The sequence below is a fragment of the Enterovibrio baiacu genome, assembly GCF_004120195.1.
Classification (GTDB): Bacteria; Pseudomonadota; Gammaproteobacteria; order Enterobacterales; family Vibrionaceae; genus Enterovibrio; species Enterovibrio baiacui.
In genome coordinates, this window is record NZ_SCHN01000005.1 from 249,503 (window position 1) to 270,881 (window position 21,379).

20 protein-coding genes and 1 riboswitch are annotated in these 21,379 nt (G+C 49.1%); of the genes, 5 read left to right on the forward strand and 15 right to left on the reverse strand.

Translation table 11 applies throughout. From position 1 onward, the window contains the following. Positions 1-86: 86 nt before the first annotated feature. The 8 genes from EQP46_RS01435 to EQP46_RS01470 form a co-directional block, all read right to left on the reverse strand. Positions 87-731: an urea amidolyase associated protein UAAP2 gene (locus EQP46_RS01435; RefSeq protein ID WP_129491946.1), complete on the reverse strand. Its 645-nt coding sequence runs from the start codon at positions 729-731 to the stop codon at positions 87-89. Between the two features lie 11 nt (positions 732-742). Next, positions 743-1,513, reverse strand: coding sequence for an urea amidolyase associated protein UAAP1 (locus tag EQP46_RS01440; RefSeq protein WP_129491947.1), 771 nt, complete (start codon positions 1,511-1,513; stop codon positions 743-745). Beyond that, positions 1,500-2,345: an ABC transporter ATP-binding protein gene (locus EQP46_RS01445; RefSeq protein WP_129491948.1), complete on the reverse strand. Its 846-nt coding sequence runs from the start codon at positions 2,343-2,345 to the stop codon at positions 1,500-1,502. Before EQP46_RS01445 ends, EQP46_RS01440 begins: the two co-directional genes overlap by 14 nt. Continuing rightward, the gene (locus EQP46_RS01450) at positions 2,342-3,169 is read right to left on the reverse strand and encodes an ABC transporter permease (RefSeq protein ID WP_129491949.1); all 828 of its coding nucleotides are present in this window, start codon (positions 3,167-3,169) and stop codon (positions 2,342-2,344) included. Before EQP46_RS01450 ends, EQP46_RS01445 begins: the two co-directional genes overlap by 4 nt. Before the next feature lie 9 nt (positions 3,170-3,178). Beyond that, positions 3,179-4,261, reverse strand: coding sequence for a putative urea ABC transporter substrate-binding protein (locus EQP46_RS01455; RefSeq protein WP_129491950.1), 1,083 nt, complete (start codon positions 4,259-4,261; stop codon positions 3,179-3,181). 93 nt (positions 4,262-4,354) lie between these two features. Next, positions 4,355-4,491, reverse strand: a riboswitch (guanidine-I (ykkC/yxkD leader). A gap of 261 nt (positions 4,492-4,752) precedes the next feature. Next, positions 4,753-6,042 carry a TRAP transporter large permease gene (locus EQP46_RS01460; RefSeq protein ID WP_129491951.1) on the reverse strand — a complete coding sequence of 430 codons (1,290 nt, stop codon included), beginning with the start codon at positions 6,040-6,042 and terminating at the stop codon, positions 4,753-4,755. Between the two features lie 9 nt (positions 6,043-6,051). Continuing rightward, positions 6,052-6,579, reverse strand: a complete 528-nt coding sequence (locus EQP46_RS01465; protein ID WP_129491952.1) for a TRAP transporter small permease — start codon at positions 6,577-6,579, stop codon at positions 6,052-6,054. Positions 6,580-6,669: 90 nt separating this feature from the next. Continuing rightward, on the reverse strand, positions 6,670-7,833 hold the full coding sequence (locus EQP46_RS01470) for a TRAP transporter substrate-binding protein DctP (protein ID WP_129492172.1): 1,164 nt from the start codon (positions 7,831-7,833) through the stop codon (positions 6,670-6,672). A 430-nt stretch (positions 7,834-8,263) separates the two neighbouring features. On the opposite strand from EQP46_RS01470, the gene EQP46_RS01475 reads away from it, so the two are divergent. Then, the gene (locus EQP46_RS01475) at positions 8,264-9,871 is read left to right on the forward strand and encodes a GMC family oxidoreductase (RefSeq protein WP_129491953.1); all 1,608 of its coding nucleotides are present in this window, start codon (positions 8,264-8,266) and stop codon (positions 9,869-9,871) included. Positions 9,872-9,971: 100 nt separating this feature from the next. Here the strand turns inward: EQP46_RS01475 and EQP46_RS01480 are convergent, their stop codons facing one another. The 5 genes from EQP46_RS01480 to EQP46_RS01500 form a co-directional block, all read right to left on the reverse strand. Continuing rightward, positions 9,972-10,739 carry an IclR family transcriptional regulator gene (locus EQP46_RS01480; protein ID WP_129491954.1) on the reverse strand — a complete coding sequence of 256 codons (768 nt, stop codon included), beginning with the start codon at positions 10,737-10,739 and terminating at the stop codon, positions 9,972-9,974. Positions 10,740-10,899: 160 nt separating this feature from the next. After that, on the reverse strand, positions 10,900-12,306 hold the full coding sequence (locus EQP46_RS01485) for an MATE family efflux transporter (protein ID WP_129491955.1): 1,407 nt from the start codon (positions 12,304-12,306) through the stop codon (positions 10,900-10,902). A 195-nt stretch (positions 12,307-12,501) separates the two neighbouring features. Beyond that, complete coding sequence (locus EQP46_RS01490) at positions 12,502-12,786, reverse strand: hypothetical protein (protein WP_129491956.1); 285 nt, start codon at positions 12,784-12,786, stop codon at positions 12,502-12,504. Positions 12,787-13,027: 241 nt separating this feature from the next. Then, positions 13,028-15,886, reverse strand: coding sequence for a DUF2339 domain-containing protein (locus tag EQP46_RS01495; protein WP_129491957.1), 2,859 nt, complete (start codon positions 15,884-15,886; stop codon positions 13,028-13,030). Positions 15,887-16,062: 176 nt separating this feature from the next. After that, entirely contained in the window at positions 16,063-16,497 is a 435-nt protein-coding gene (locus EQP46_RS01500) for a GNAT family N-acetyltransferase (RefSeq protein WP_129491958.1), read from the reverse strand. A gap of 291 nt (positions 16,498-16,788) precedes the next feature. Between EQP46_RS01500 and EQP46_RS01505 the strand changes: the two genes are divergently transcribed. After that, on the forward strand, positions 16,789-17,205 hold the full coding sequence (locus EQP46_RS01505; RefSeq protein ID WP_129491959.1) for a GNAT family N-acetyltransferase: 417 nt from the start codon (positions 16,789-16,791) through the stop codon (positions 17,203-17,205). Positions 17,206-17,258: 53 nt separating this feature from the next. On the opposite strand, the gene EQP46_RS01510 is transcribed toward EQP46_RS01505, so the two are convergent. Both EQP46_RS01510 and EQP46_RS01515 read right to left on the reverse strand, forming a co-directional pair. Then, on the reverse strand, positions 17,259-17,450 hold the full coding sequence (locus EQP46_RS01510) for a hypothetical protein (RefSeq protein WP_129491960.1): 192 nt from the start codon (positions 17,448-17,450) through the stop codon (positions 17,259-17,261). Between the two features lie 211 nt (positions 17,451-17,661). Beyond that, the gene (locus tag EQP46_RS01515) at positions 17,662-18,924 is read right to left on the reverse strand and encodes a mechanosensitive ion channel family protein (RefSeq protein WP_129491961.1); all 1,263 of its coding nucleotides are present in this window, start codon (positions 18,922-18,924) and stop codon (positions 17,662-17,664) included. Positions 18,925-19,115: 191 nt separating this feature from the next. Here EQP46_RS01515 and EQP46_RS01520 point away from each other — a divergent pair, with 191 nt between their 5' ends. From EQP46_RS01520 to EQP46_RS01530, 3 genes are read left to right on the forward strand one after another with little or no spacing between them, the layout of a single operon-like run. After that, complete coding sequence (locus EQP46_RS01520; RefSeq protein WP_129491962.1) at positions 19,116-20,501, forward strand: multicopper oxidase family protein; 1,386 nt, start codon at positions 19,116-19,118, stop codon at positions 20,499-20,501. A gap of 39 nt (positions 20,502-20,540) precedes the next feature. Beyond that, on the forward strand, positions 20,541-21,029 hold the full coding sequence (locus tag EQP46_RS01525; RefSeq protein WP_129491963.1) for an alpha/beta hydrolase family protein: 489 nt from the start codon (positions 20,541-20,543) through the stop codon (positions 21,027-21,029). Next, positions 21,026-21,334 (forward strand): DUF6506 family protein, encoded by a 309-nt coding sequence (locus EQP46_RS01530; protein ID WP_129491964.1) that lies wholly within the window; start codon positions 21,026-21,028, stop codon positions 21,332-21,334. The genes EQP46_RS01525 and EQP46_RS01530 overlap by 4 nt, the downstream gene beginning before the upstream one ends. Positions 21,335-21,379: the final 45 nt, after the last annotated feature.

Sequence of the window (21,379 nt, forward strand, 5' to 3'; positions counted from 1 at the left end):
AAAATCTTCGTTCTTGGCGATGTTGCTCAGGGTCGTCCCTTTCCTCTTCAGAAACTGTGTTTACGCTGTGCTTTGTTTAACGCACCTTACGCCGCATCCCAAATCGCGATTTCAATCGGCGTTGGGTTGTAGGCATTGCAGGGATTGTTTAACTGCGGGCAATTAGAGACCAAAACAATCACGTTCATGTTGGCTTCAAGCTCAACATATTTGCCCGGCGCGCTGATGCCATCAGCAAAAGTCAACCCGCCTTCATCCGTCACAGGAACGTTCATGAAGAAGTTGATGTTGTGGCCGATGTCGCGCTTAGAAAGCCCAAACTCAGGGCGTTCTGAAACGGCGAGCAACCATGAATCTCTGCACGCGTGCATGCAGCGTTTCTCTGGGGCGTAACGCACCGTGTTGCTCTCTGTCGAGCAGGCACCACCGAGGGTGTCATGGCGGCCACAGGTATCCGCAACAATGCTAAGCATCGGCTGGTTTAAGTTCGACAGCAGCACAGATCCTGCCGTCAAATAGGCATTGCCCTGTTCACGCAACGTATCCATCGCGCTGTATCGCTCTTCGGGGTTATCCGCATTAAAGAACAAAGTATCTGCGGCTTGATTGCCTTCGAGGTCGGTGATCCGCACACGTTCGCCTTTTTTGACGACGTAAATGTAGTAATCCCCCGCCGCAACAATGTCTCTTTGCTTGGCGGTGTCGATGGAAAGTTCACTGTTTCTAATCATGACTGTCCTCCTTAACGCAGCGATGAGTCGCTGCTTTCAACGACGGATAGAACGGCTCTTCCCGCCGACGTGGGTTGATATTGACGGGTATTGATAAAGCCACGTCGGTTTTCATCACAGTGGTTTAAGCAAGGATCGTTTGCTTTCATAGGCTCCGATTTGAACATATCAATGTCCACCGGATTGCGCGGGTAGGCTTCGGCATCGTTCATGGGATGAGGGCACGTAGAAAACACCACTGTGGTGTCCATTTCAAAACGCAGTTCAATCACATCGCCCGCGTTGCTGTTGCCTCGAATAAAGCTCAATGCACCTTCATCCGTGGTGTGCACTTTTGAAAACAGATTGAGCGGCGCAGACATATCACGAAGGCCTAAGCCATATTTGGCCATTTCAACCAAGATGGCGTCATGGCCGTTTTGCAGCCAATCGTTTCGGTCGCGTTGATAATCTCGCTTGCCCCATTTCTTTGTGACGTGTGAAGCGGTGCTCAACCCGCCAACGCTGTCGATCCAGCCGGTATCGTCACGCACGATCGAGCAAAAAATCCGCCCCATGTCGGAGTACACACAGTTATTCGCCGTGAGCTTAAAGGTGTGCTGACACTTAAGCGTGTCTGGCAGATTAATGCGCTCTAGCAGGTTGCGCGGATTGAACATCAAGACACTGACATTCGCGCCACCGGACACGTCTCGAAACCGCAGACTAAACCCCGCAGGCACATCAATTGACCCATGCTGCCCGCCCGAATATCTGTGGTTAAACAGATCATGCAATTCCATAAAATCCCTCCTCTTTTTTGATTTTCTCTTGCTGTTCCTCTTGATGCTGCTTGGCTTGCAACGTCGCAAACACTGAATCATGCCCCGGTGCATTCAAACCAATATCAAACGTCACTTGTGACCCATAACGTTCTGGTTCTTGCGGATCGGTTCGAGGCTTATCAAACACCCACAAGCGCGAGCCCAATTTGAAGCCTTCATGCAGGTCGTGCGTGATCATGAAAATGGTGAGTTTCTGCTCGATCCAAATTTCATTGATCAGTTCATGCATGTCTTTTCGAATGCCCGGGTCCAATGCGCCAAACGGCTCATCAAGCAGCAAAATGCGCGGCTTTTTCATCAAGGCTTGTGCAATCGCGAGGCGCTGCTGCATACCGCCCGACATTTCAGCGGGATAACGGTTTGCGGCGTGTGATAAGCCCAAGCGTTCCAATTGCGCTTTGGCTTTGTCTTCCAGTGCTTTTCTGTCGCTTCCCCATACCTTTCCCCAAAGGCGTGACATCTCAAACTCATCAGCGATCATCACGTTTTCAAGGGCGGTTAAATGAGGAAAAACAGAGTACTTTTGGAAAACGATGCCGCGCTCAGGCCCCGGTTCTGAACTCAATGGTTTGCCATCAAGAAGCAGTTCACCGCGTGAAGGCGACTGGGTGCCGAGAAGCATGTTCAAGAAGGTTGATTTACCGCAACCTGACGTTCCCAAAATACTGATGAATTCGCCGGGCATCACCTTGATGCTGAGGCGCTCCAACACCACGTGGTCGCCGTATTCCTTCCACAGGTTTTTCGCTTCGATAATGGGCGTTTCTGGAGACTGACTCGATTCATTCATGATTTAGCTCCCTGCATCGCGTGAAACCATGGGTAGCGAGACGCGGAGATCTTCTGCAATGCCCAATCCATTAAAAAGGCCAAGATCGTAATCCACACCACGTAAGGCAGAATCACGTCCATGGCGAGATAGCGTCGAATTAAAAAAATGCGATACCCCAAGCCTTCAGTTGACGCGATCGCTTCTGCCGCAATAAGGAAAAGCCACGCGCTGCCCAACGTTAAGCGCACCGCTTCAATCAAACGCGGCATCACTTGTGGCAACACAACACGCACCAACAGCGTCCATGAGTTTGCCCCTAAGGTTTGTGCTTTTATGATTTGCTCTTCCGGCAGGCTTTCTGTGCGAAGTTGGAGATCGCGAATCATCATGGGTGTGATACCGATAATGATCAGCATGACTTTGGACAATTCCCCCAAGCCCAATGCAATGAAAAGAATGGGGAGGATCGCCATCGGCGGAATCAGCGAGAGCGCACGAACTACGGGTGATAACGGCGCACGAACGTAGGGAATCATCCCGTTTGCAACGCCGATCATCAGCGCCAACAACGCACTGATGCCGACCCCAAGGCAGAGCCTCTCTAGGCTCGCGAGCGTATCAACCCACAGAAGGTACTCCCCTGTGCGTCGACTCGGCTCGAAAGCCATCCTGTCAATGCCATCGGCAATGCTCGAAAAGGACGGAAGCAGCTTGTCATTTGGGTTCACTGCCAAGCGCGCATCTGATGCCACCATGTAGGCGGCAATCAGTAACACAAAGGGCAAACACGCTAACGCGATTCGCCCAAATTTGGACGGTGTTCGGTTGATAATTCGGGTCATCAGATCACCTTACAATTCGCCATCCGCCGCCATTTGCATAAACGACGCGTCAAATCTCAGCGTGATGTTGCTTTCATCACCGTAAACACCGGCTGGCGTTTCAATGCCAATAAAGCCTGCATCCGGTGCGCCTTCGCCAAGCAGTCCGTGTTTAAAGGAAAACTCCGCCACTTTCGCCATGGTGTCTTTTAGTGTTGCTGACTCCGTGAAGGCCACCGCTTCTGAAGGCTGGTAGAACATTTTGGTAGAGGCTAATTGGTCTTTGTAACCGGCCAGATCTGTGCCTGCCGACGCCGCCATGAAGTTCAATGCTTTCAGCCCCACTTCATCGTCTTGCAGCATTTGCCCCATGATCTCATACCATGCGCCCGTGAGTGCTTTACCCAGTTCAGGGAACTGCGACAGGATTTCGCTGTTCACGACCAATAAATCGATGATTTCGCCGGGGATTTGGGAAGAGTCAAACACCACATTGCTGTTCGGCATTTTGTTGATTTCTGCAAGCAGCGGGTTCCATGTGGTCACCGCCGTGACATCGTCAGTGACGAACGCTGACACCATGTCAGCATCTGCAGTATTCACCACGGTCACATCACGTTCAGTCATGTCAACGGTTTCTAAACCACGAGCAAGGAGGTAATGAGAGACACTCAATTCGACAAGGTTAACGCGTTGCCCTTTGATGTCCGCTAACGCACTGGCGTTTTTCAGCACCACACCGTCGTTACCGTTAGAAAAGTCACCCACGATAAGCGCGGTAGAATCGACACCACTGGCTGCAGGAATGGTCAGTGCGTCCATGTTTGTCATCACGACGGCGTCAAACGAGCCTGCTGTGTATTGGTTGATGGATTCGATGTAGTCATTGACTTGAACAACGTCGATTTCAATGCCGTATTTGTCCGCCCATTTATCAATGATGCCCGCGTTGTTGCCATAATCCCATGGCACCCAACCGACATAGATTGACCAAGCAAGACGAAAAGAAGGTTTCTCTGCCGCCCAGGTAGGCGCTGAAACGACAGAGAAACAAACAACAGCAAGGAGTAAACGTTTTGTTATATTACGGAGTGATGATGAGAATATTTTCATAGCTACCTCTACCTTGAGATTCACGCTATGCACCAATGTCATTGTGGGCATAAGCTTCGGATTTAAGACGCGGCCAAAGAGATATCAGTAAGACTCTCCCGGGCTTTTGTCCCTCCGTGTGACCTCTCACGAGGTTGATAACTCTCGGACCAGCCGCGAAATGCAAATTTGAAGTGTCATCCTTAACTCAACAAATTTAGGCAAACGCCGGAACCCTAGTTATCCATTGTCAAATTGTCTGTAGGTGTGGCGAGAATCCGCCACTTACCGATACATCTTTGGCACGCTACTGGATTACTTGCAGCAAACTCCTTGCCAGTTTTTCATGATGCTGATTTTATTGATAAATACACCAATAAAGAGATATTTCTCGCAATGTTTGCGCAATGGAGGTGCATGATTTGCACTGAAATGAAGAGATGAAGCAGATCTAAAAACGGCGCTGTCATACAGCGCCGTTTGTATTTTAATGATGCCAACAATGAGCCTGTTTACCCCACCGCTGAGAACTGCACCAGATACGTGGAGAGTGGCGGCCAGAAGGCAATGATCATCCACGCGACCATGAGTGCAAACAGATACGGCAGTACATACTTCACAATGGTGAAATACGGTATTCCCGTTATTCCGCTGGCAACGTACAGGTTCAAACCATAAGGCGGCGTGATAAAGCCAATCGCATCACCGACCAAGAAGATCACCGCAAAGTGGATAGGATCGACCCCTACGCTGTAAGCAATCGGCGCAAGGATGGGCGCAAGAATGATGGTATTTGGCAGGCTTTCTAACACCGTTCCCGCCAACAGCACCAGCATCATGCAGGCGATGAGCACAAAGGTAGGATCACCGATGGCAGACATCCAGCCACGCACAACTTCCCCTGCCCCTAACAGGGAAAGCAATTGCTGCATCACAACAGACACCGCAATCAAAGGCGCTAACATGCCCGTGATTTGCCCAGAGCGCAGTAAGATGTTTGGCAATTCACGGAGCTTGATTTGGCGGGTGATAAGTACACCGGCTATCAAACAAAACCCAACCGTTACGCCTGCAGCTTCTGTAGGAGAAAACGCGCCAGAGTATATTCCGTATATCACGATACCGATGGCGATTAAGCCAAGATAGGCTTTCAAACCGGTTTTCAGGATACGTTTTGGCTCTAACTTGATGAGGTTTCCCCATCCGTTTTTCTTACAAACGATGTAACACGCCAGCTGCATGGCGATCACCATGAGTAAGCCTGGCAACATGCCACCAACGAACAGGTCACTGATAGAGAGATCGAGCAAAAAGCCGTAAACGATAAAGATGATGCTCGGCGGAATGATGATCCCCACCGTGCCCCCTGCCGCAGCGGTGGCAGCAGCGAAACGTTCATCGTAATTGTTCTTTGCCATTTCAGGCTGCATGATGGAACCGATCGTCGCTGTTGTACCCGCATTCGAACCAGAAATGGCCGCGAACATGCCACATGCACCGATGGTCGCCATGCCCAAGCCGCCTCTCACCCATCCCAATATGGAATACGCGAAATCCGACATGCGTTTGGCAATGCCCGCTGCATTGATCAAATCCCCCGTCATGATGAACAACGGGAGTGCTAGTAAGCCGAAGAAATTTAAGCCTTCAAATAAGGTCACGCCAATGTTGGCGAGGGTAAAATCGATGACGAGGCTGCAACCCACAACCCAAAAGCCAATCACAAGAAAAATGGGTACGCCGACAATAAAAAGCAGTGTTACCCCGAGAGATATCAGCGTGATAAGTGTGCCGTCTTCCATATTCTGCTCCTAATCCAGTAATGACGCTTGAAGCACAAACGGCTCTTTACGCTGATATTGCTTAATGTCTTTGGCCAAATTTTGCAGCACGCGGATCACGATCAACACCCATGCAAGCGGTGTGGCAAGATAGAACCACCACTCCATCACATCATCGGTTCCCCCGACTATCGCGAAGTTGTCATAAGCGATATACGTTTGGTTGGTCGCGTGATAAATCACGATGCCCGCGAAGGCGATCCAAAGCACGGCATCTAACACCAAGCAATAGAATTGAAGACGATACGAGAGTCGCGCACGGATCTCAGTTAACGCCAAATGTGTGCGCTTTTTGATGTTGTACGAAGCGCCAAACCACGTCACCCAGAGGAAAAGTAGGACGGGGACGGTCGTGCTCCATGGCACTTGTTGGTTGAACAAAAACCGCCGAACAACCTCTACGAAAATAATGCCAGCCATACTTGAATAGGTGATCAAGATGATGACCTTTTCCGTGTTTTCATCTAACCATTTGAGCAAGGTTTGTAGCGGTTTCATGCTGACCTCACAGATCGTTGAGTAAAGACACGCACAGGTCTGTTTGCAGATGTGTTTTCACATCAGCAAACAGACGCTGCGCGACCATTTTTAGCTCGTCCACCAGCGTTGCGGTGGCACATTGACAGCGGAAGTATCGCGAGGGATCTCTCGTGCAATGTCGTAGATTTCTTGGTAGGTATCATGACCACCCGACCACTTGTTCAAGCGATCGCGCCATTGCTGCCAAGGTTCAGGGTTAAACTCTGGCGAACACATTTCCTCGGCTTTACGCAACTCAGCGTCAGACAATGTGGCAACACGGGTGTTGTTTTCTGCGAAAATGGTGTCCGGTCGTGGTGGGTTTGTTGCGCCGACAATGTCGGTAAGCGCCGCTTCATTCATGCCTTGCGTAAAGATTTGCGCGACATAGGCAGATTCCATCACGTCGTCTTGGAGATCAGATCCCAGCTTATCGAACACTGGCAAGCTCATTGCCGTATGCTCAGTACCCGAGAAGAATTTGAGATCAACACACTGAGAAACAACAGGTGACATACCGGCATAAGCCACCGCACCCATCCACGTTTCAGCGCCGTCGATCAAGCCCTGCTTCAGGCCATCTAAGGTTTCTTCCCACGCAATCGGCACAGGGTTCAGGTTCATCAGTTGCATGGCAATTCGCCCCAACTGTGTGCCCGTGACACGGTTTTTCGTTCCCGCCAATTGATCGATAGAGGTGACGAGTGGCTTGTCTTGCCACTTAAGCCCTAGCTGAATGCCGCGCAGTTCACAGTGGGTAAACAAAAATTGCAGTTTATGACGCTGACGCAGTGGCTCTCTAAACAGGGCTTCGCTTTTCTTGCTGTAGAAAAAGTGAAACTGCGATGCGCGGGATGGGAACATGTAGGCGTAATCCAACACATTAAGATACGGCGCGCCCCCTGCGGAGTTTTGTGTTGATGCCGAATACATGTCGACAATGCCTTGCTGCGTCTTTTTCACACAGTTGGTTTGACCACAGATTTGGTTACTACCAATAAACTCAACGCGGATCGCGCCGTTTGTCCGTTGTTCAAGGTCTCTGGCGAAAAAAAGCTGTGCCGATTTTTGAATATCGAGGTTTTTCTCGTTAAAACCTGATGCCCCAAACTTGAGTTGGAACTTAGGCGGTGCTGAATAACGTTCCTTTTGCGTATTTTCGGCGGCTCTCGCCAGCGTGGATACGGTGGCTCCTGCTCCCAATGTCCCCGCGGCGATCAGGGTCGATGTCATCCCAAAATGGGCGGACACCTTCATAAAATCCCTTCTCGTGAGTATCTCCCGATTTTTGCTCATGCTCGCACTCCTTTGTGTTGGCTTTCGCTCAAACGTTTACGCTGGCATGCCGACATTTGCGATTTCAAACAGGGCGCTATGTGTTCACTCACTGCACTCTGAAATCCAAGCAATCCAACGTTCAGTCGATAAAATTGTTCCTTTTTCCTACTCACTCCCCCGCCATCAAAATGTTAATGATTGGTTAATTTTCGAACCAGAACATTCCATTTATGGCATAGAAAAACCAAAATTCAAGCCTTGACTATAAAAATCGAGATCATTAGTCTCATATTTCAATGTTTGAGATTTTGTGATTTCAGATGGTATTGAGCAAATTCCGCCTGCTTTTTACGGCATGGATAGACAGTGAGGGAGAGTGAAAAAGATGGGACTATCTTCAAATCATTACGATTTTATTGTTGTGGGTGCGGGCTCTGCGGGGTGTGTGCTTGCCAATCGTTTGTCCGAAAATCCTTCCATTCGCGTGTTATTGATCGAAGCAGGCGGCAAGGACAACAATCCCTGGTTGCATATTCCCGTCGGGTATTTCAAGACGATGCATAACCCAAAAACAGATTGGTGTTATGTCACTGAGCCTGATCCCGGTATTAATTCACGCCAACTTCAATGGCCACGAGGGAAAGTGCTCGGCGGATCAAGTGCGCTCAATGGTTTGTTGTATGTGCGCGGACAAGCGGAAGATTACGACCACTGGGCAGCATTGGGGAATCAAGGCTGGTCGTACAAAGAAATCCTGCCCTACTTCAAAAAATCAGAAGACCAAGAACGCGGATCAGATGATTTTCACGGGGTAGACGGCCCGCAAAAAGTCAGTGATTTACGCCTACGTCGCCCTATCGCAGACCATTTTATCAACGCTGCGATCAAGCTAGGTATCCCTTACAACCCTGATTGCAACGGTGAGGTTCAAGAGGGCGTTGGGTACTTCCAGCAAACGGCGCATAAAGGGTTTCGTTGGAGTACAGCAAAGTCTTTCTTACGCCCCGCTAAACATCGAGAAAACCTCGATATTCTCACCCAACACCATGTGTCGAAAGTGCTGTTTGATAACGACACTGCCATCGGTGTGGAAGTGCTCAAAGACAACAAAAAACAGAAGATCATGGCACATCGCGAAGTGATTTTAAGCGCGGGTGCCATTGGTTCGCCGCAGTTGCTTCAACTCTCAGGGATTGGCCCTGCTTCTCTGCTCAATGAGCTCAATATCCCTGTTTTACATGACCTGCCGGGCGTGGGTGAAAACTTGCAAGATCACCTGCAAGTAAGATTGGTGTTTAAAACCAGTGAACGTACGCTTAATGATGAATTAAACAGCCTTGTAAAACGCGCCATGGTGGGACTGCAATATCTCTTTACGCGCACTGGCCCTCTGACATTGGCCGCAAGCCAAGTGACTATTTTCACCCAATCTTCTTCCCATTTGACGCGGCCAGATATTCAATTTCATATGCAACCCCTTAGTGCCGATAAGCCCGGAGATGGCGTGCACCCTTTTTCTGCGTTTACTTCGTCCGTGTGTCAACTTCGCCCTTACAGCCGAGGAAACGTGAAAATCACGTCAACAGATCCACTCGCTCACCCCTCGATACAGCCTTGTTATCTTTCTGATGAACGCGACCAAGCCGTGATCATCAATGCCATAAAAGTGGCACGAAATATCGCGAATACACCGCCCCTTTCGGAGCACATACTCAGCGAATATGTACCGGGAGAAAAATACCAAACCGACGAAGAATTACTGGTGGCGGCGAGAGAGTACAGCCAAACCATTTACCACCCCACGAGCACGTGCAAAATGGGCATTGATGACATGTCGGTCGTGAACCCAAGACTGCAGGTTTATGGCGTGAAGAATTTACGTGTTGTGGATGCGTCGATCATGCCAGTGATTGCCTCAGGCAACACCAATGCACCCACCATTATGATCGCCGAAAAAGCATCAGAAATGATTTTGGAAGATAACCCTGTGTAATCTGAAGATTCGGACGCCTCTCACTCGCGGGAGGGAAACGGACTAAGCGTGCAATCGGCGATGCGAGCAAAAGAAATTGACCCAACATCGCCGTCGCCGTTTACTCGTCGATGATTCCAAACTCAGCCACTGCCAACCGCTGCGCAGCACGGCGCATGAGTGGCAAGTACTGCCTTAGTTCCTCTGTCGTTTTGCGGGCAGAAGGGGCATGCACGGCCACCGTAAATGCAACTCGGTTATCGTTGTTGATCACAGGCACAGCCAAGGCGACCATGTCATCAAGAAACTCACCAGTGTCCATGCCGACACCATCTTCGGCGATCTTCGCTAAATGGGTTTCCAATTGATCGATATCCGTGATGGTTTGTGCAGTTTCACGGGTGAGGTTCATGCTTTTGAGCAGACGTTTACGCGCTGACGCTTTCATGTCCGCAAGGAACAACTTGCCCGATGCGGTGCAATGCAACGGATAGTGCGCACCGACAGGCAAGTGAATGCGATACGGCCAGTTGGTCTCGACACGTTCTAAATACAGAATTTCATACCCATCCAGAATAGTCAGGTTACAGGTTTCCCCTATCTCATCTGAAAGCTCTTTAAGAATGGTGTAACGGTGCGCATTGATGGAGGAGTTCTTTAACGTGTCTCGAGCAAGACTGCGTAATCGTGGGCCGGCGGTAAAACGTTTCCCATCAAGCTCCCGTTGCAATAGCCCTTCCTCTTCAAGCTGCTGAGCGATGCGATGCACGGTTTGTTTTGGTAAATCTAGCTCTTCAGCCAGATAAACACTGGAGAGCGGTTTGTCGGCCTTCACTATTTTTTCTAGGATATGAAAGCCACGAATAAGCGTTGATTGTGTTTCCTTCATTCTACCCTTCCGTTTGTCGTTTGTTCTTTGTAGGAACGTGGAAAATGAAACATCAAAGTATCTTGATTTTATTAAGTACGAATCAAAACCGCCAACCAAATTCCATTTATTGAGACATTGAGTCCTGAATAGTCTTAATATTTATGTTTCGAAGCGGACATTACGCATCAATCAAGTTCTTCATCCACTTTCGAGAGCGGAGGCGATAGGTACAAGATCCCCATTTAAACACGGCTTCAAGGAAGAACATGGCAAATACCCATTGCGGTGGGAAGCCCAACCAAATCGCCCCAATGGCCGCGAGTGGTATGCCAAAGAACCATTGCGTGAACATGTCTTGATACAGGCAGAACTTCACGTCACCGCCCGCTCTGAGCACACCCACCACGAGCACGGTAGGCAATGATCTCAGCATATTGCCCACGCAGAGAATGCCAAAAAAGGTCTCGGTCAGCGCACGGGTTTCGCCTTCCAACGCAGTGAACAAATTTAGAATGGGAACACTGAATGTATATAAAACAATGGATGTCGTCATGGTCACGACAATCGCCACCACCACCAAGGTAATGGCTTGGTAATACACGGCATCAAACCGCTTAGCACCAAGTTGATTGCCAACGAGCACCCCCGACGCATTGGCGATGCCCACCAATAAACTTAATGAAATGGATTCAATCGGTGTCATCACAGACAGTGCAACCAAGCCCGCTTCTCCGGTTTGGCCCATGATTGCGGTATATGCGAACAACCCGCCCGCCCAAGCCAAGAAATTGAACGTGGTCGGCATCGAAAGAGAGAGGAAATGTCGAACACGGTCTTTGGTCATCACACTGACAACATCTGACATCTTGAAGGACAAGAGATGCGCTTTGAATCGCAGGTAAATACATAGTGCTAACGCTTCAATAATGCTCGCGGTAAGCGTACCAATAGCAGCACCTTGAATCCCCAAAGCAGGAAATCCCCAGTGACCAAAGATCAGTATCCAGTTAAACAGCACATTCAACACAATACCTAGCGCGCTGAACACAGTGCTCACCATGGGTTCATGCACCGATCGTAAACCTGCCGCCACGCTGCTGATGTATGCCAAGGACAACATACTGAAAGAAGTGATCATCAAGTAATCACTGCCCTGTGCGATAACCTGCTTCGAATCACTGGCCAGCATCATGATGTACTCAGGGAAAAGGGTAAACGTCGTGATAATTAAAAGTGCTGCAACAAGCGCGGTAGCCCAAGCCAACGCCACACTTTCGCGTACGCCCTTTTTGTTTCCCGCTCCCCAGTATTGCGCGGTAAGCAAAGCACCACCGGTGGTCACCCCGCCAATCAGAATCGTCACCACAAACAATGCACGGCTTGAAACACCGATGGCTGCAATGTCCGTTTCACTCAATTGTCCCATCATCATCACATCCACCAGCCCTTTACTGGCAAACAAAATACTTTGAAGCGTAATGGGTAGCGCTATGGTGAAGAGCTTTCGGAGGAAATCCCCCTTAGAATGCTGATAAATTTGAGAAAGTACCGTCAAGCGACCCCCGACATTAGAACAATTAGTCATCCAATATTGCGCAGACGTTCAATACACAGCGCACAGTTGTCCCTGCCAAACAAAGAGGTTTGCTGGCGAATAAATGCGTTTTAGATAGGAACGATATCAGACGAGTGATGGTCGCCCGTCTTGTATGAATGTGTTACGAGCACCACGCGGTATGTGAGACGACCAAACTCCGCGCGTAAAAGGAGAAAGGCATCGTTACTTCACTCGGAGTATGCAGTGCTCGGCATTCCCGACAGTAAAATTAATAGATTGAGAGAGCTTGAGTTGGTTGAGTTCATCGATCATGTACTCAGAGTAGTTTTGGCGTCTCATCCATTGCATGGGTTCAGAAAAGCTGTCTTCGCTGACAACAAAGGCTTCATTTTTTAACGTGCTTTCTCGCACATTTACAATCCACATTCTCTCTCTAAACTCGCTGGATTGTTTCAATTTTCCAGCCAATTTCTGATTCATGGATCGGAAGAAGTGTCTTACCGTCATGCGTCTCTCCTAAGAATGAACTTACTCATGATGCTCAATGCCATGCAACATTTATCTTGGCATTTTCATCAACACTTCTACAGAATAAATACCCTGCATTTTGTTTCAAACAGTAAATTTTGGAGACGAGATATGGACACATCAATGGCGACATTTCGACCGCTCAATCTCATCAATAGACGCTATGGAAGCCCCATGGTTGGTCACATTTCGTACACAGCGTTTGCGACTGCTCTATACATTAGGTTGTCGGCTTTTCAGAGACCGATTTGTTTAATTTTTGGAAAAGCCAGCCCAACCCAATCAACGAGGCCCCTAAACCAAGGAAACTGATCGCGCGCCAGAAACCGTCCAAAGAACTGACATCCCACAAGAACACTTTCACCGCGACGAGCGCAAGTAACACAAGACCCACACGCTGTGCATGCAATGCTTGACGTGTAACGCCGACCCACGTCAGAGAGCCACCCACCACGAGACCCGCAACTGAATAACTGAACAGCTCCGCCATACTGGTGGAATTGAAGATAGTCATGGACGATGGTTGCCAGAAATGGCGTATCGACATGCCCAACCAAATCCCTGCCAAGGCGAGCCCTGCCCCTGCGTAAATGCGCACAGGGATCCGTAACGCACTCAAGCGGTAAAAATACGCACCAAACAACACAGCAGCAGGCATTAACCAACCCAACGTCAGCATGTTAAATACTGGCCATTCACTGGCTGATACGTGATCATGAATCAATGGTGATTCCAGCGTGTTGAGTAGCACTTCAAACGCGACGAACGCCATTAACAGTAAGTAGCCATACCCGCGATACACCAGCGAGAGCTTATCGGCAAATTGGCTGCGATAGCCATAAACCAAGGCCATCACGAGTGCTTGGTTGGCGTACACAATGGAAGACGTAAAATCGATGTCGGTGACATACCCGTAACTGCCTGTCAGCCAATAGTTGGTTTGGGTGAACAAGGCCACAAGAAACACATGCAAGAATGCCCCTTCAAACCAGCTAGCAATGTCTGATTGTGTATTGCGCAGTACGACCCTTGCGTATGCCAACAGCGCTAACGACGGCAAGTAGCTGAGAAGCACCCAGCTCCAATCGCCCCCATCTTGTGGCTGCCAATCTGGAATGAATGGCAAGAGTGTAAGGCGCACCACCAGCAAGCTCATTGCGACTTTTATGGCCCAATAGGCAGGACGGAAAAGGCCATATTGCGCTTGTAACGCCATCACCGCCACTTGCGCGGAAATCGCAAACGTCAATGTCGCATCATCAAACCAAACGAACGACAGCGCCAAGACCATGCCATGAACACAGGCTGACACATCAGCCGTTAACGCGGATAGTCTCAGGCCGATTTGCACATACAGACCTGCGACCAAAGCGGTGAACATGCTCCAGAAGACCAATTGTTCTGGCATATACACATCCACATACCCCAGCGTGAGTACAGTCATGGCAGGTGCAAGAACAATCAATAGAATGCGCGATGGAAGAGAACGATCACCGCCTAAATACTGAGCTGCTGTGCGTAAGGCAACCAGCACGGTACTGACCCCTAGGCACATCAAAATCTCTCGAGCAGACAACCACCATTCAAACACCTTCATGCCAAAAGACAGCATCAACAATGACACCGCGACGACCACAGACACACCTTGAAAGACCCTTGGTGCAATGCCTTTTCTAAGTGCTGGAAGCCACAGCGTAACGATGAGAAATCCATAGAGATAAAGCATCTCAATGCCAGACATGGCATCAAATTGCTCTGTTGACCAAAACAGCAACAACACCATCGCTATCGACATGACAACAGGATGATGGGTTAGTGCGGTTTGGCCATGGCGATAACGGACATCAAGCAACCAACCCAAACGCGGCACGGCAAACAACACATAAAGCGTGAAGGTCAGGAAGACGGACAGCCACACAAACAGCTGTGTTTGCGGCACGGCTTCAATCAATATCACCATCCAAAGCACATGCGGCACAGCAATACTGAGGGCTAACCACGCATGCTTTACGCGTTGCATCAATACGGTTCCCGCCAGCGTAATCGCCGCGATATAGCCGCCCAGTAGGAAGTAATTCGGATCGGTACCGCCAATCCAAAACGGCGCGGAATAACCCCCAACCAGCCCTAGCACGGCCATTAAAGGGCCTTGACGTAATGATAAAGCAAGGCTCGAAAACGCTGCGGTGGCGAGGATCACTAAGGAGGTGGTGGGGGCGAGCATTTGATAAACGACAAATGCGAAGATCACGGTGCAATAGATGCCCGTTAACCCAGTGCCTGTAATGGCAGCAGGCACATAAGAAAAACCTGACGACCGCTTACTTCGGGTTGCGTCTTTCTGCTCTCTGCGGTGAAACCATTCCCCCAAGGCGACAGTCAATGCGGAAAGCGCAAAGGCGATAGCGACACGCATAATGGGTGAAAACTCGATGCGGCTACCGATGACTTGAACCAAGTATCCACCGCCGATGAGCATCGCAATCGCACCCACCCAGACCAGCCAGTTCTCTTTAAAACTCGAGACCAGTTTTCTCAGCCCACGGTCAAAGACAGTATCAAGATCATCATTGGTACGTGTGGGTGTTCGACCGTGTGAACTTTTAGCAGCATCAGAAGCGGGAGAATGAGTTTCAGATTGTGCAGAAGGTGTAGCGACGGATGGCTGAACCACAGGCGTTGCATTGATTGTCGCGCTTTTAACGGCGAGATAATGGGAAGGCGTCGTATGTCTTACTGGCGTGGTCGTTGATGAATCAACTTGCTCGTCGTTTAACGATTCATCGGTCGCCTTATCACTCCTTTCCGCGATAGCAGATTCAGGGTTGGTGGCACTCGAAGGCTGTAAATTTGAATGAGAAGCGCTTGTTTGCGTTGCGCTTGGGCGGACGGTTGCTGATTGATGCTCTCTTGGTTGAGAAGCGCTGACAGGCGCATACCCAGATTCAGATAAAGTAGCATCGTGTAGCGCCGCTTTAAGATCTGACAGTTCCTTTTCCAGTCTAAACGTACGGTTTGACGCCTTTATCGCGACAAATATGGCAACGGCTGCCAAGACAAACGAAACAAACGTTAACAACGACCTTCTCCCTAAAGCACCTTCCCTTGCAAACAGGCGATATGCTATCGCAAAAGGAGGCGGCATTTCCGAAACAGCAGAAGGCTTTTTCTATCAGTATCAATAAGTTTACAAACCTGAGGGACATTCCGCAGTTTTCTGCAAACTTTCCAGCCACACCGTCATTGTGATACGCCTTAAGCGCGCCCTACCTGCTTGCTCATTCGAAAATACGGAATCTCACCTTTATAGAACCGCTCGCCTTCCGCTTGCATGCCAAACCTATGATAGAGACCCATGGCCGTTTCTCTCGCGTCACACCAAAAGGTGCTGACGCCTTCCTGTTTCATGTCAGCCAGTATTCTTTTCAACATGGCCGAACCAATTCCCTTCCCTTGATGCGCGTTTGAGGTGGCGAACTTTCTCAGGCGTGCTGTCCTCTCGTGAGCGTGGTTGGGTTCAGAAGAAAAATGTATCGACGCCACACAAACGATCTCGCCTTCTAGAAATGCGCCGTAGTGCAAAGCGTCTTCATCGCCTTCCACTTTCGAAAATGCAGGCGGTTCATTCGGCCAAAGCACGTGATGGCGTAAAGGAAGTGTTTCTTGCCAACGGATTGGTTTGATTTCCATGTCTGATTTACCCCAGCAATCCCTCATAGTGTGATCAATATGGCTGAAATATGTAATGGAAACAACACCATATTGACCATGCCGTCAATACGTCTTTTCCCAAACAGTCGTTCACCGCAAAAATATGAACATACACACTTATGGCGCATGTTATTTCGCTGGATTTCAGAAAGTTAGGTGATAATCTCGCTGCATCAAACACGCTGTCGGGCGTACCCTACAACTGGTGCCGATACCACCAAATGCCCGACAGCACCCCTCTCCAAATTGCCCAATCTTATCGAGGCCACCATGGACGTTAAGTTTTTCGAAGACAACGCTGATCGCTCTCATGTACTTGATGTACTCACTCAGCTTCGCCCACACTTTTCGCAAGACGCACTCGCCGCACAAATCACAAGACAACAGAAAAGTGGCTATCAACTCGCCTACGTGAAGTCAGACAACATTGTACTGGCAGTTGTGGGTTTTGAAATGCGTGAAAATCTTGCCTGGGGCAAGCATATTTATATCGATGATTTGGTGACAAACGAAAACCATCGCTCGCAAGGGGTGGGAAAAGCATTGATGGAATGGTTGAAAAACCACGCAGCAGAACACGACTGCAAACAAATTCACGTTGATTCAGAAATCCAACGCTTCAAAGCACACATTTTCTATCAGCGAGAAGATTTTAAAACCATCGCGCACCATTTTGTGTTTGCGTGAGAAGCGGGAAAAGCAAGAGAGCTTGATGAGTTTGCGAGGTAGCGGCGAGACGCTTAAACAAACTCATCAATGCTGCGAAGATGACGACGATCTGCCGATGCTCGGCGATCATAACCCGCATATTTACGGCGTTGCTTGCGTCGTTCAGACGGACGGCGTCGCTCCATGACGTAAACGCCATCGATGACTTTTGTCTCCAATACTGCATCTGCGTTGTCATTCGGACGATAACGTTTCAGCTTCATGGTCTGCCCTTCGATTCTCCAATATTTCTACATTCAATTCGTGCATCAACCACCACCAAAAAACCATGATGGTTTTTGGGGTTCTTCTGCCATTACGTATTAGAACGGCAGCATCAGAGAATATTTACAGCCTCTTTGCGCTTTTCGCCACGTTCAACACGATTAATGCGCAAAACTCTCATTTATGTGACAGTTTGTGGTTAAGAAACCCTCAGTGACCCAAACCAATCTTACTCGCATCACTGCCTCCAAACGCCTGAAAGGGGCGCAAGCCAAATAGCGGCATGATGGAGTAAATGTGGTCAAAAATATCTGCTTGCACCCCTTCGTAAAACACCCAATCTGTGCTGTTCGTAAACGCATAAATTTGTAGAGGCAGCCCCTCAGCCGTCGGCGCCAGTTGGCGAACCATAAACAGCATGTAAGGATGAATGTCTTTGTGGGAACGAAGGTATGTCGTCAAATAGGCGCGAAAAACACCGATATTGGTCATGTGGCGAGTGTTAGCAACGTGCGGAATGTCATCGATGTTTTCGTTAAATTCATTGATCTCTTTGGTTCGCTCGAAAAGGTATTCCCGAAGAATGCGGATCTCTTTCAGCGATTCAATCTCTGCATCTTCCATAAAGCGAATCGAGGTTTGATCGATGTTTATCGCGCGCATGATCCGACGCCCACCCGAGTCAGACATGCCCTGCCAATTGATGAACGCGTTTTGCACCAAGGCATAAGCCGGCAACATCGACACAGTATTGTCAAAGTTACGCACCTTAACGGTTGTGAGCGAGATTTCTTCTACCGAGCCATTCGCGCCAAAGTCATCCATCTCAATCCAGTCGTTCAAACTCACCATGCGGTTTGCTGACAGCTGGATCCCTGCCACAAACCCTAAAATAGTGTCCTTGAACACCAACATCACCAAACCCGTGGCCACACCTAAACCACTCAAGAAGATGATGGGCGATTCATCAGCCAATATGGAGATAGACACCACTATCCCAACAAAAAACAGGAACAGTTTAATTAACTGCACAAAGCTCTTTATGGGCATTCTTCGCGTGATGCCTTTGGCTGTGGCGATGTCATTGAGTGCATCTAGCAGCGCAAAAATCGTCCAAATGAACATCACTAACACCATCACACTTAAAATACGGTCAACGACAGTTGCCACCAGCGGATGCTGACTAATGATGGGGGGAACGAGGAGCTCTAAAATCATGAGCGGCACGAGGAGCGCGATTTTCTCCAGCACCTCATGCTTTGCTAAGTTTGAGCCCCAAATTTCGTTGGTTCGGCTCAGCACAATGTTCACAGAACGCACGATCACGCGATGCACAACCAAATAGCTGATGAGCGCAACGCCAATTGCAGCGACGATAAAAATCAATGTCGGCTCATTGCCATAGGGATCACTGTTTAAACCCATTGCAGCCAGTTTTTCAGCCACATACTCTCGAACAGAATGATCTAGCATTATTGCGCTCCCTCACGGCATACCCCACAAAGCCTACTAGGCTTCACCGCGACGCAATGAGGCAATATTGATACAGTGACGCACCCTCTCTAATATCGTAAATAGTTCTCATTTGTTTTAATGCTTCAACAAAATCAATCGCCTTTCTGTGATAGCGTGGGAAACAGATTAAGGACATAAGGAAAATGAGCATGGATTTTCGCCGTCGTAGGCTATTGCAAGCCGGTGCCGCGGTTTCTTCTTACTTTGCGCTGCCGACACTTTCGATCGCGAACGCACGCAAAAATGACAAAGAAGGTTGGATTTATGAACTGACGGCGGAAGAAACAACGGCAGAAGTCGTAGAGGGTTTCCAAACCGATGTTCTGGGGTTTGATGGCCAAATCCCTGCGCCAACGCTACGTTGCCGACAGAGCGAGCCTGTCACCATCATTTTCACTAACAAGCTCAAAGAACCCACCACTATCCATTGGCATGGCCTGCGCATTCCCTTCGAGATGGACGGTGTGCCGTTTCTCAGCCAGCCCCCCATCATGCCGGGTGAAACCTTTGTGTATAGTTTTACCCCGCCAGATGCGGGCACTTTTTGGTATCACCCTCACGTTAATAGCGTGGTGCAACTGGGCAAAGGATTGGTAGGCGCAATCATCGTGGAAGAAGCCGAGCCTGTGGTGTTCGAAGAAGAACATACGCTCATTCTCAAACACTGGCACCTCGACCAGCAAGGCCAATGGAAACAACTTATGATCCCGCGTTATAGCGCGAGAATGGGTACGCCCGGTGAATGGGGAACCGTTAACGGCAAGCACGAACCTGTCTATTCATTGAAAGAAAATGCCACAACCCGATTGCGCATTGCCAACGTGGATAACACGCTTACGTATCCCATCGCCGTAAAAGGTGCAGAAGCCTGGGTGGTGGCCATTGATGGTAATCCAATCAAAACACCTTACCCTCTTGAGCAACATAAAATCAGCCCGGGAATGCGCGTAGATCTTGCCTTACACGCGCCAAAGCAAGGCGAAAAAGTCTACGTGCAATACATGAAAGGCCGCTTTCCCTTCCCACTGTGCACGTTTGAATCTGTCGCTTCCGAGATTTCCTCCCCTGCACCACTGCCAGCTCTGCCCTTGAATCCTTTGCCTGATCTAGATTTAAAGAACGCGACAGAAATTGATTTCGTGTTTGAGTGGGAAGGTGCGATTTCGCCGACCAAGAAAAACGGCAAGGTCGATACCAAGTTTTGGCTGATGAACAAACGCGCATGGGAAGGCATGAGCAAAGCGTCCATTCCCGCGCCACTTGCGACGTTGGAGCTAGGAAAGACGTACATTTTCGATTTGAAAAACGTCACGCAATATCACCACCCTATCCACCTTCACGGCCATACCTTTACCGTGTTGGAACTCGACAGCAAAAAACTGGATGAGCCGTTCCATACTGATACTGTGTTACTGGGAAAGAATGGCAGCGCGAAAGCGGCATTTGTTGCGGACAATCCTGGAAAGTGGATGTATCACTGCCACGTGATTGAACACATGAAAACCGGACTTATGGGGTACATAGACGTTGTCTAACGCAATGGCACAGATAGCGAAACGCATAGAGAGTTTGATGTGAAAAACGTCGGCATTTTACTCTGTCTGATTTTTGCCGCCATGCTCGGTGCCTTCTGGCTGTTAGGCTCCAAGCTTTCATCGCCAGCAAATCAAACGGTGCATCTCCCAGCGGATGCGCCAACGGCGGAAAACGTCACGATTGAAACCATCAGCGCGTGGTATTTTCCTGTAGAGGCCCGTAAAGCCTGCGTGTTGCTTTTACACGGGAATCGCGGTTCAAAGCGTGACATGGTAGAACGCGCCAAGGCTGTAAAGCACCTCAATGCGCCAGTGCTCTTCATACAAGGTGACAAGGACAAAAGAACTTTCTTATACGAAGCCCTTATGCTTTTTGACAATGCGCCCGAACCGAAATACCTCAATGTGATGGAAGGTGCTGCACATGTCGATTTACATAGTTTCAATACCGATCAATACGAAACCACTGTGCTGTCATTTCTTGCTGAGCACCTCGACCCGCCCCCGCAAAAAAGGAGTTCGCTGTGATTAAAAAGTACGGTTTTATCGTAAAAGGTGAAAACTACACGCCAGATACCCACCACAGCACATTGGATTCGGGCTTTTTCTTTACCAAGGTTGTGGGCGTTTCAACAGATGAAGAAGCCATTGCCGCAGTGCGTGATTTTGTCGAATCTGGCATAGAGGTGATCGAACTGTGTGGCGGGTTTGGAAAAGAAAGTGCAGAACGCCTGATCGCAACGATAAACACACATGTGCCGATTGGCTATGTCATCTTTAACGATACAGAACAACAAAAGCTGACATCGTTTCTCTCATCCCCCTCTGCTTAACCTCTAACCCATTGTCATTTGGTGAAAAAACACCCTAACCCACCA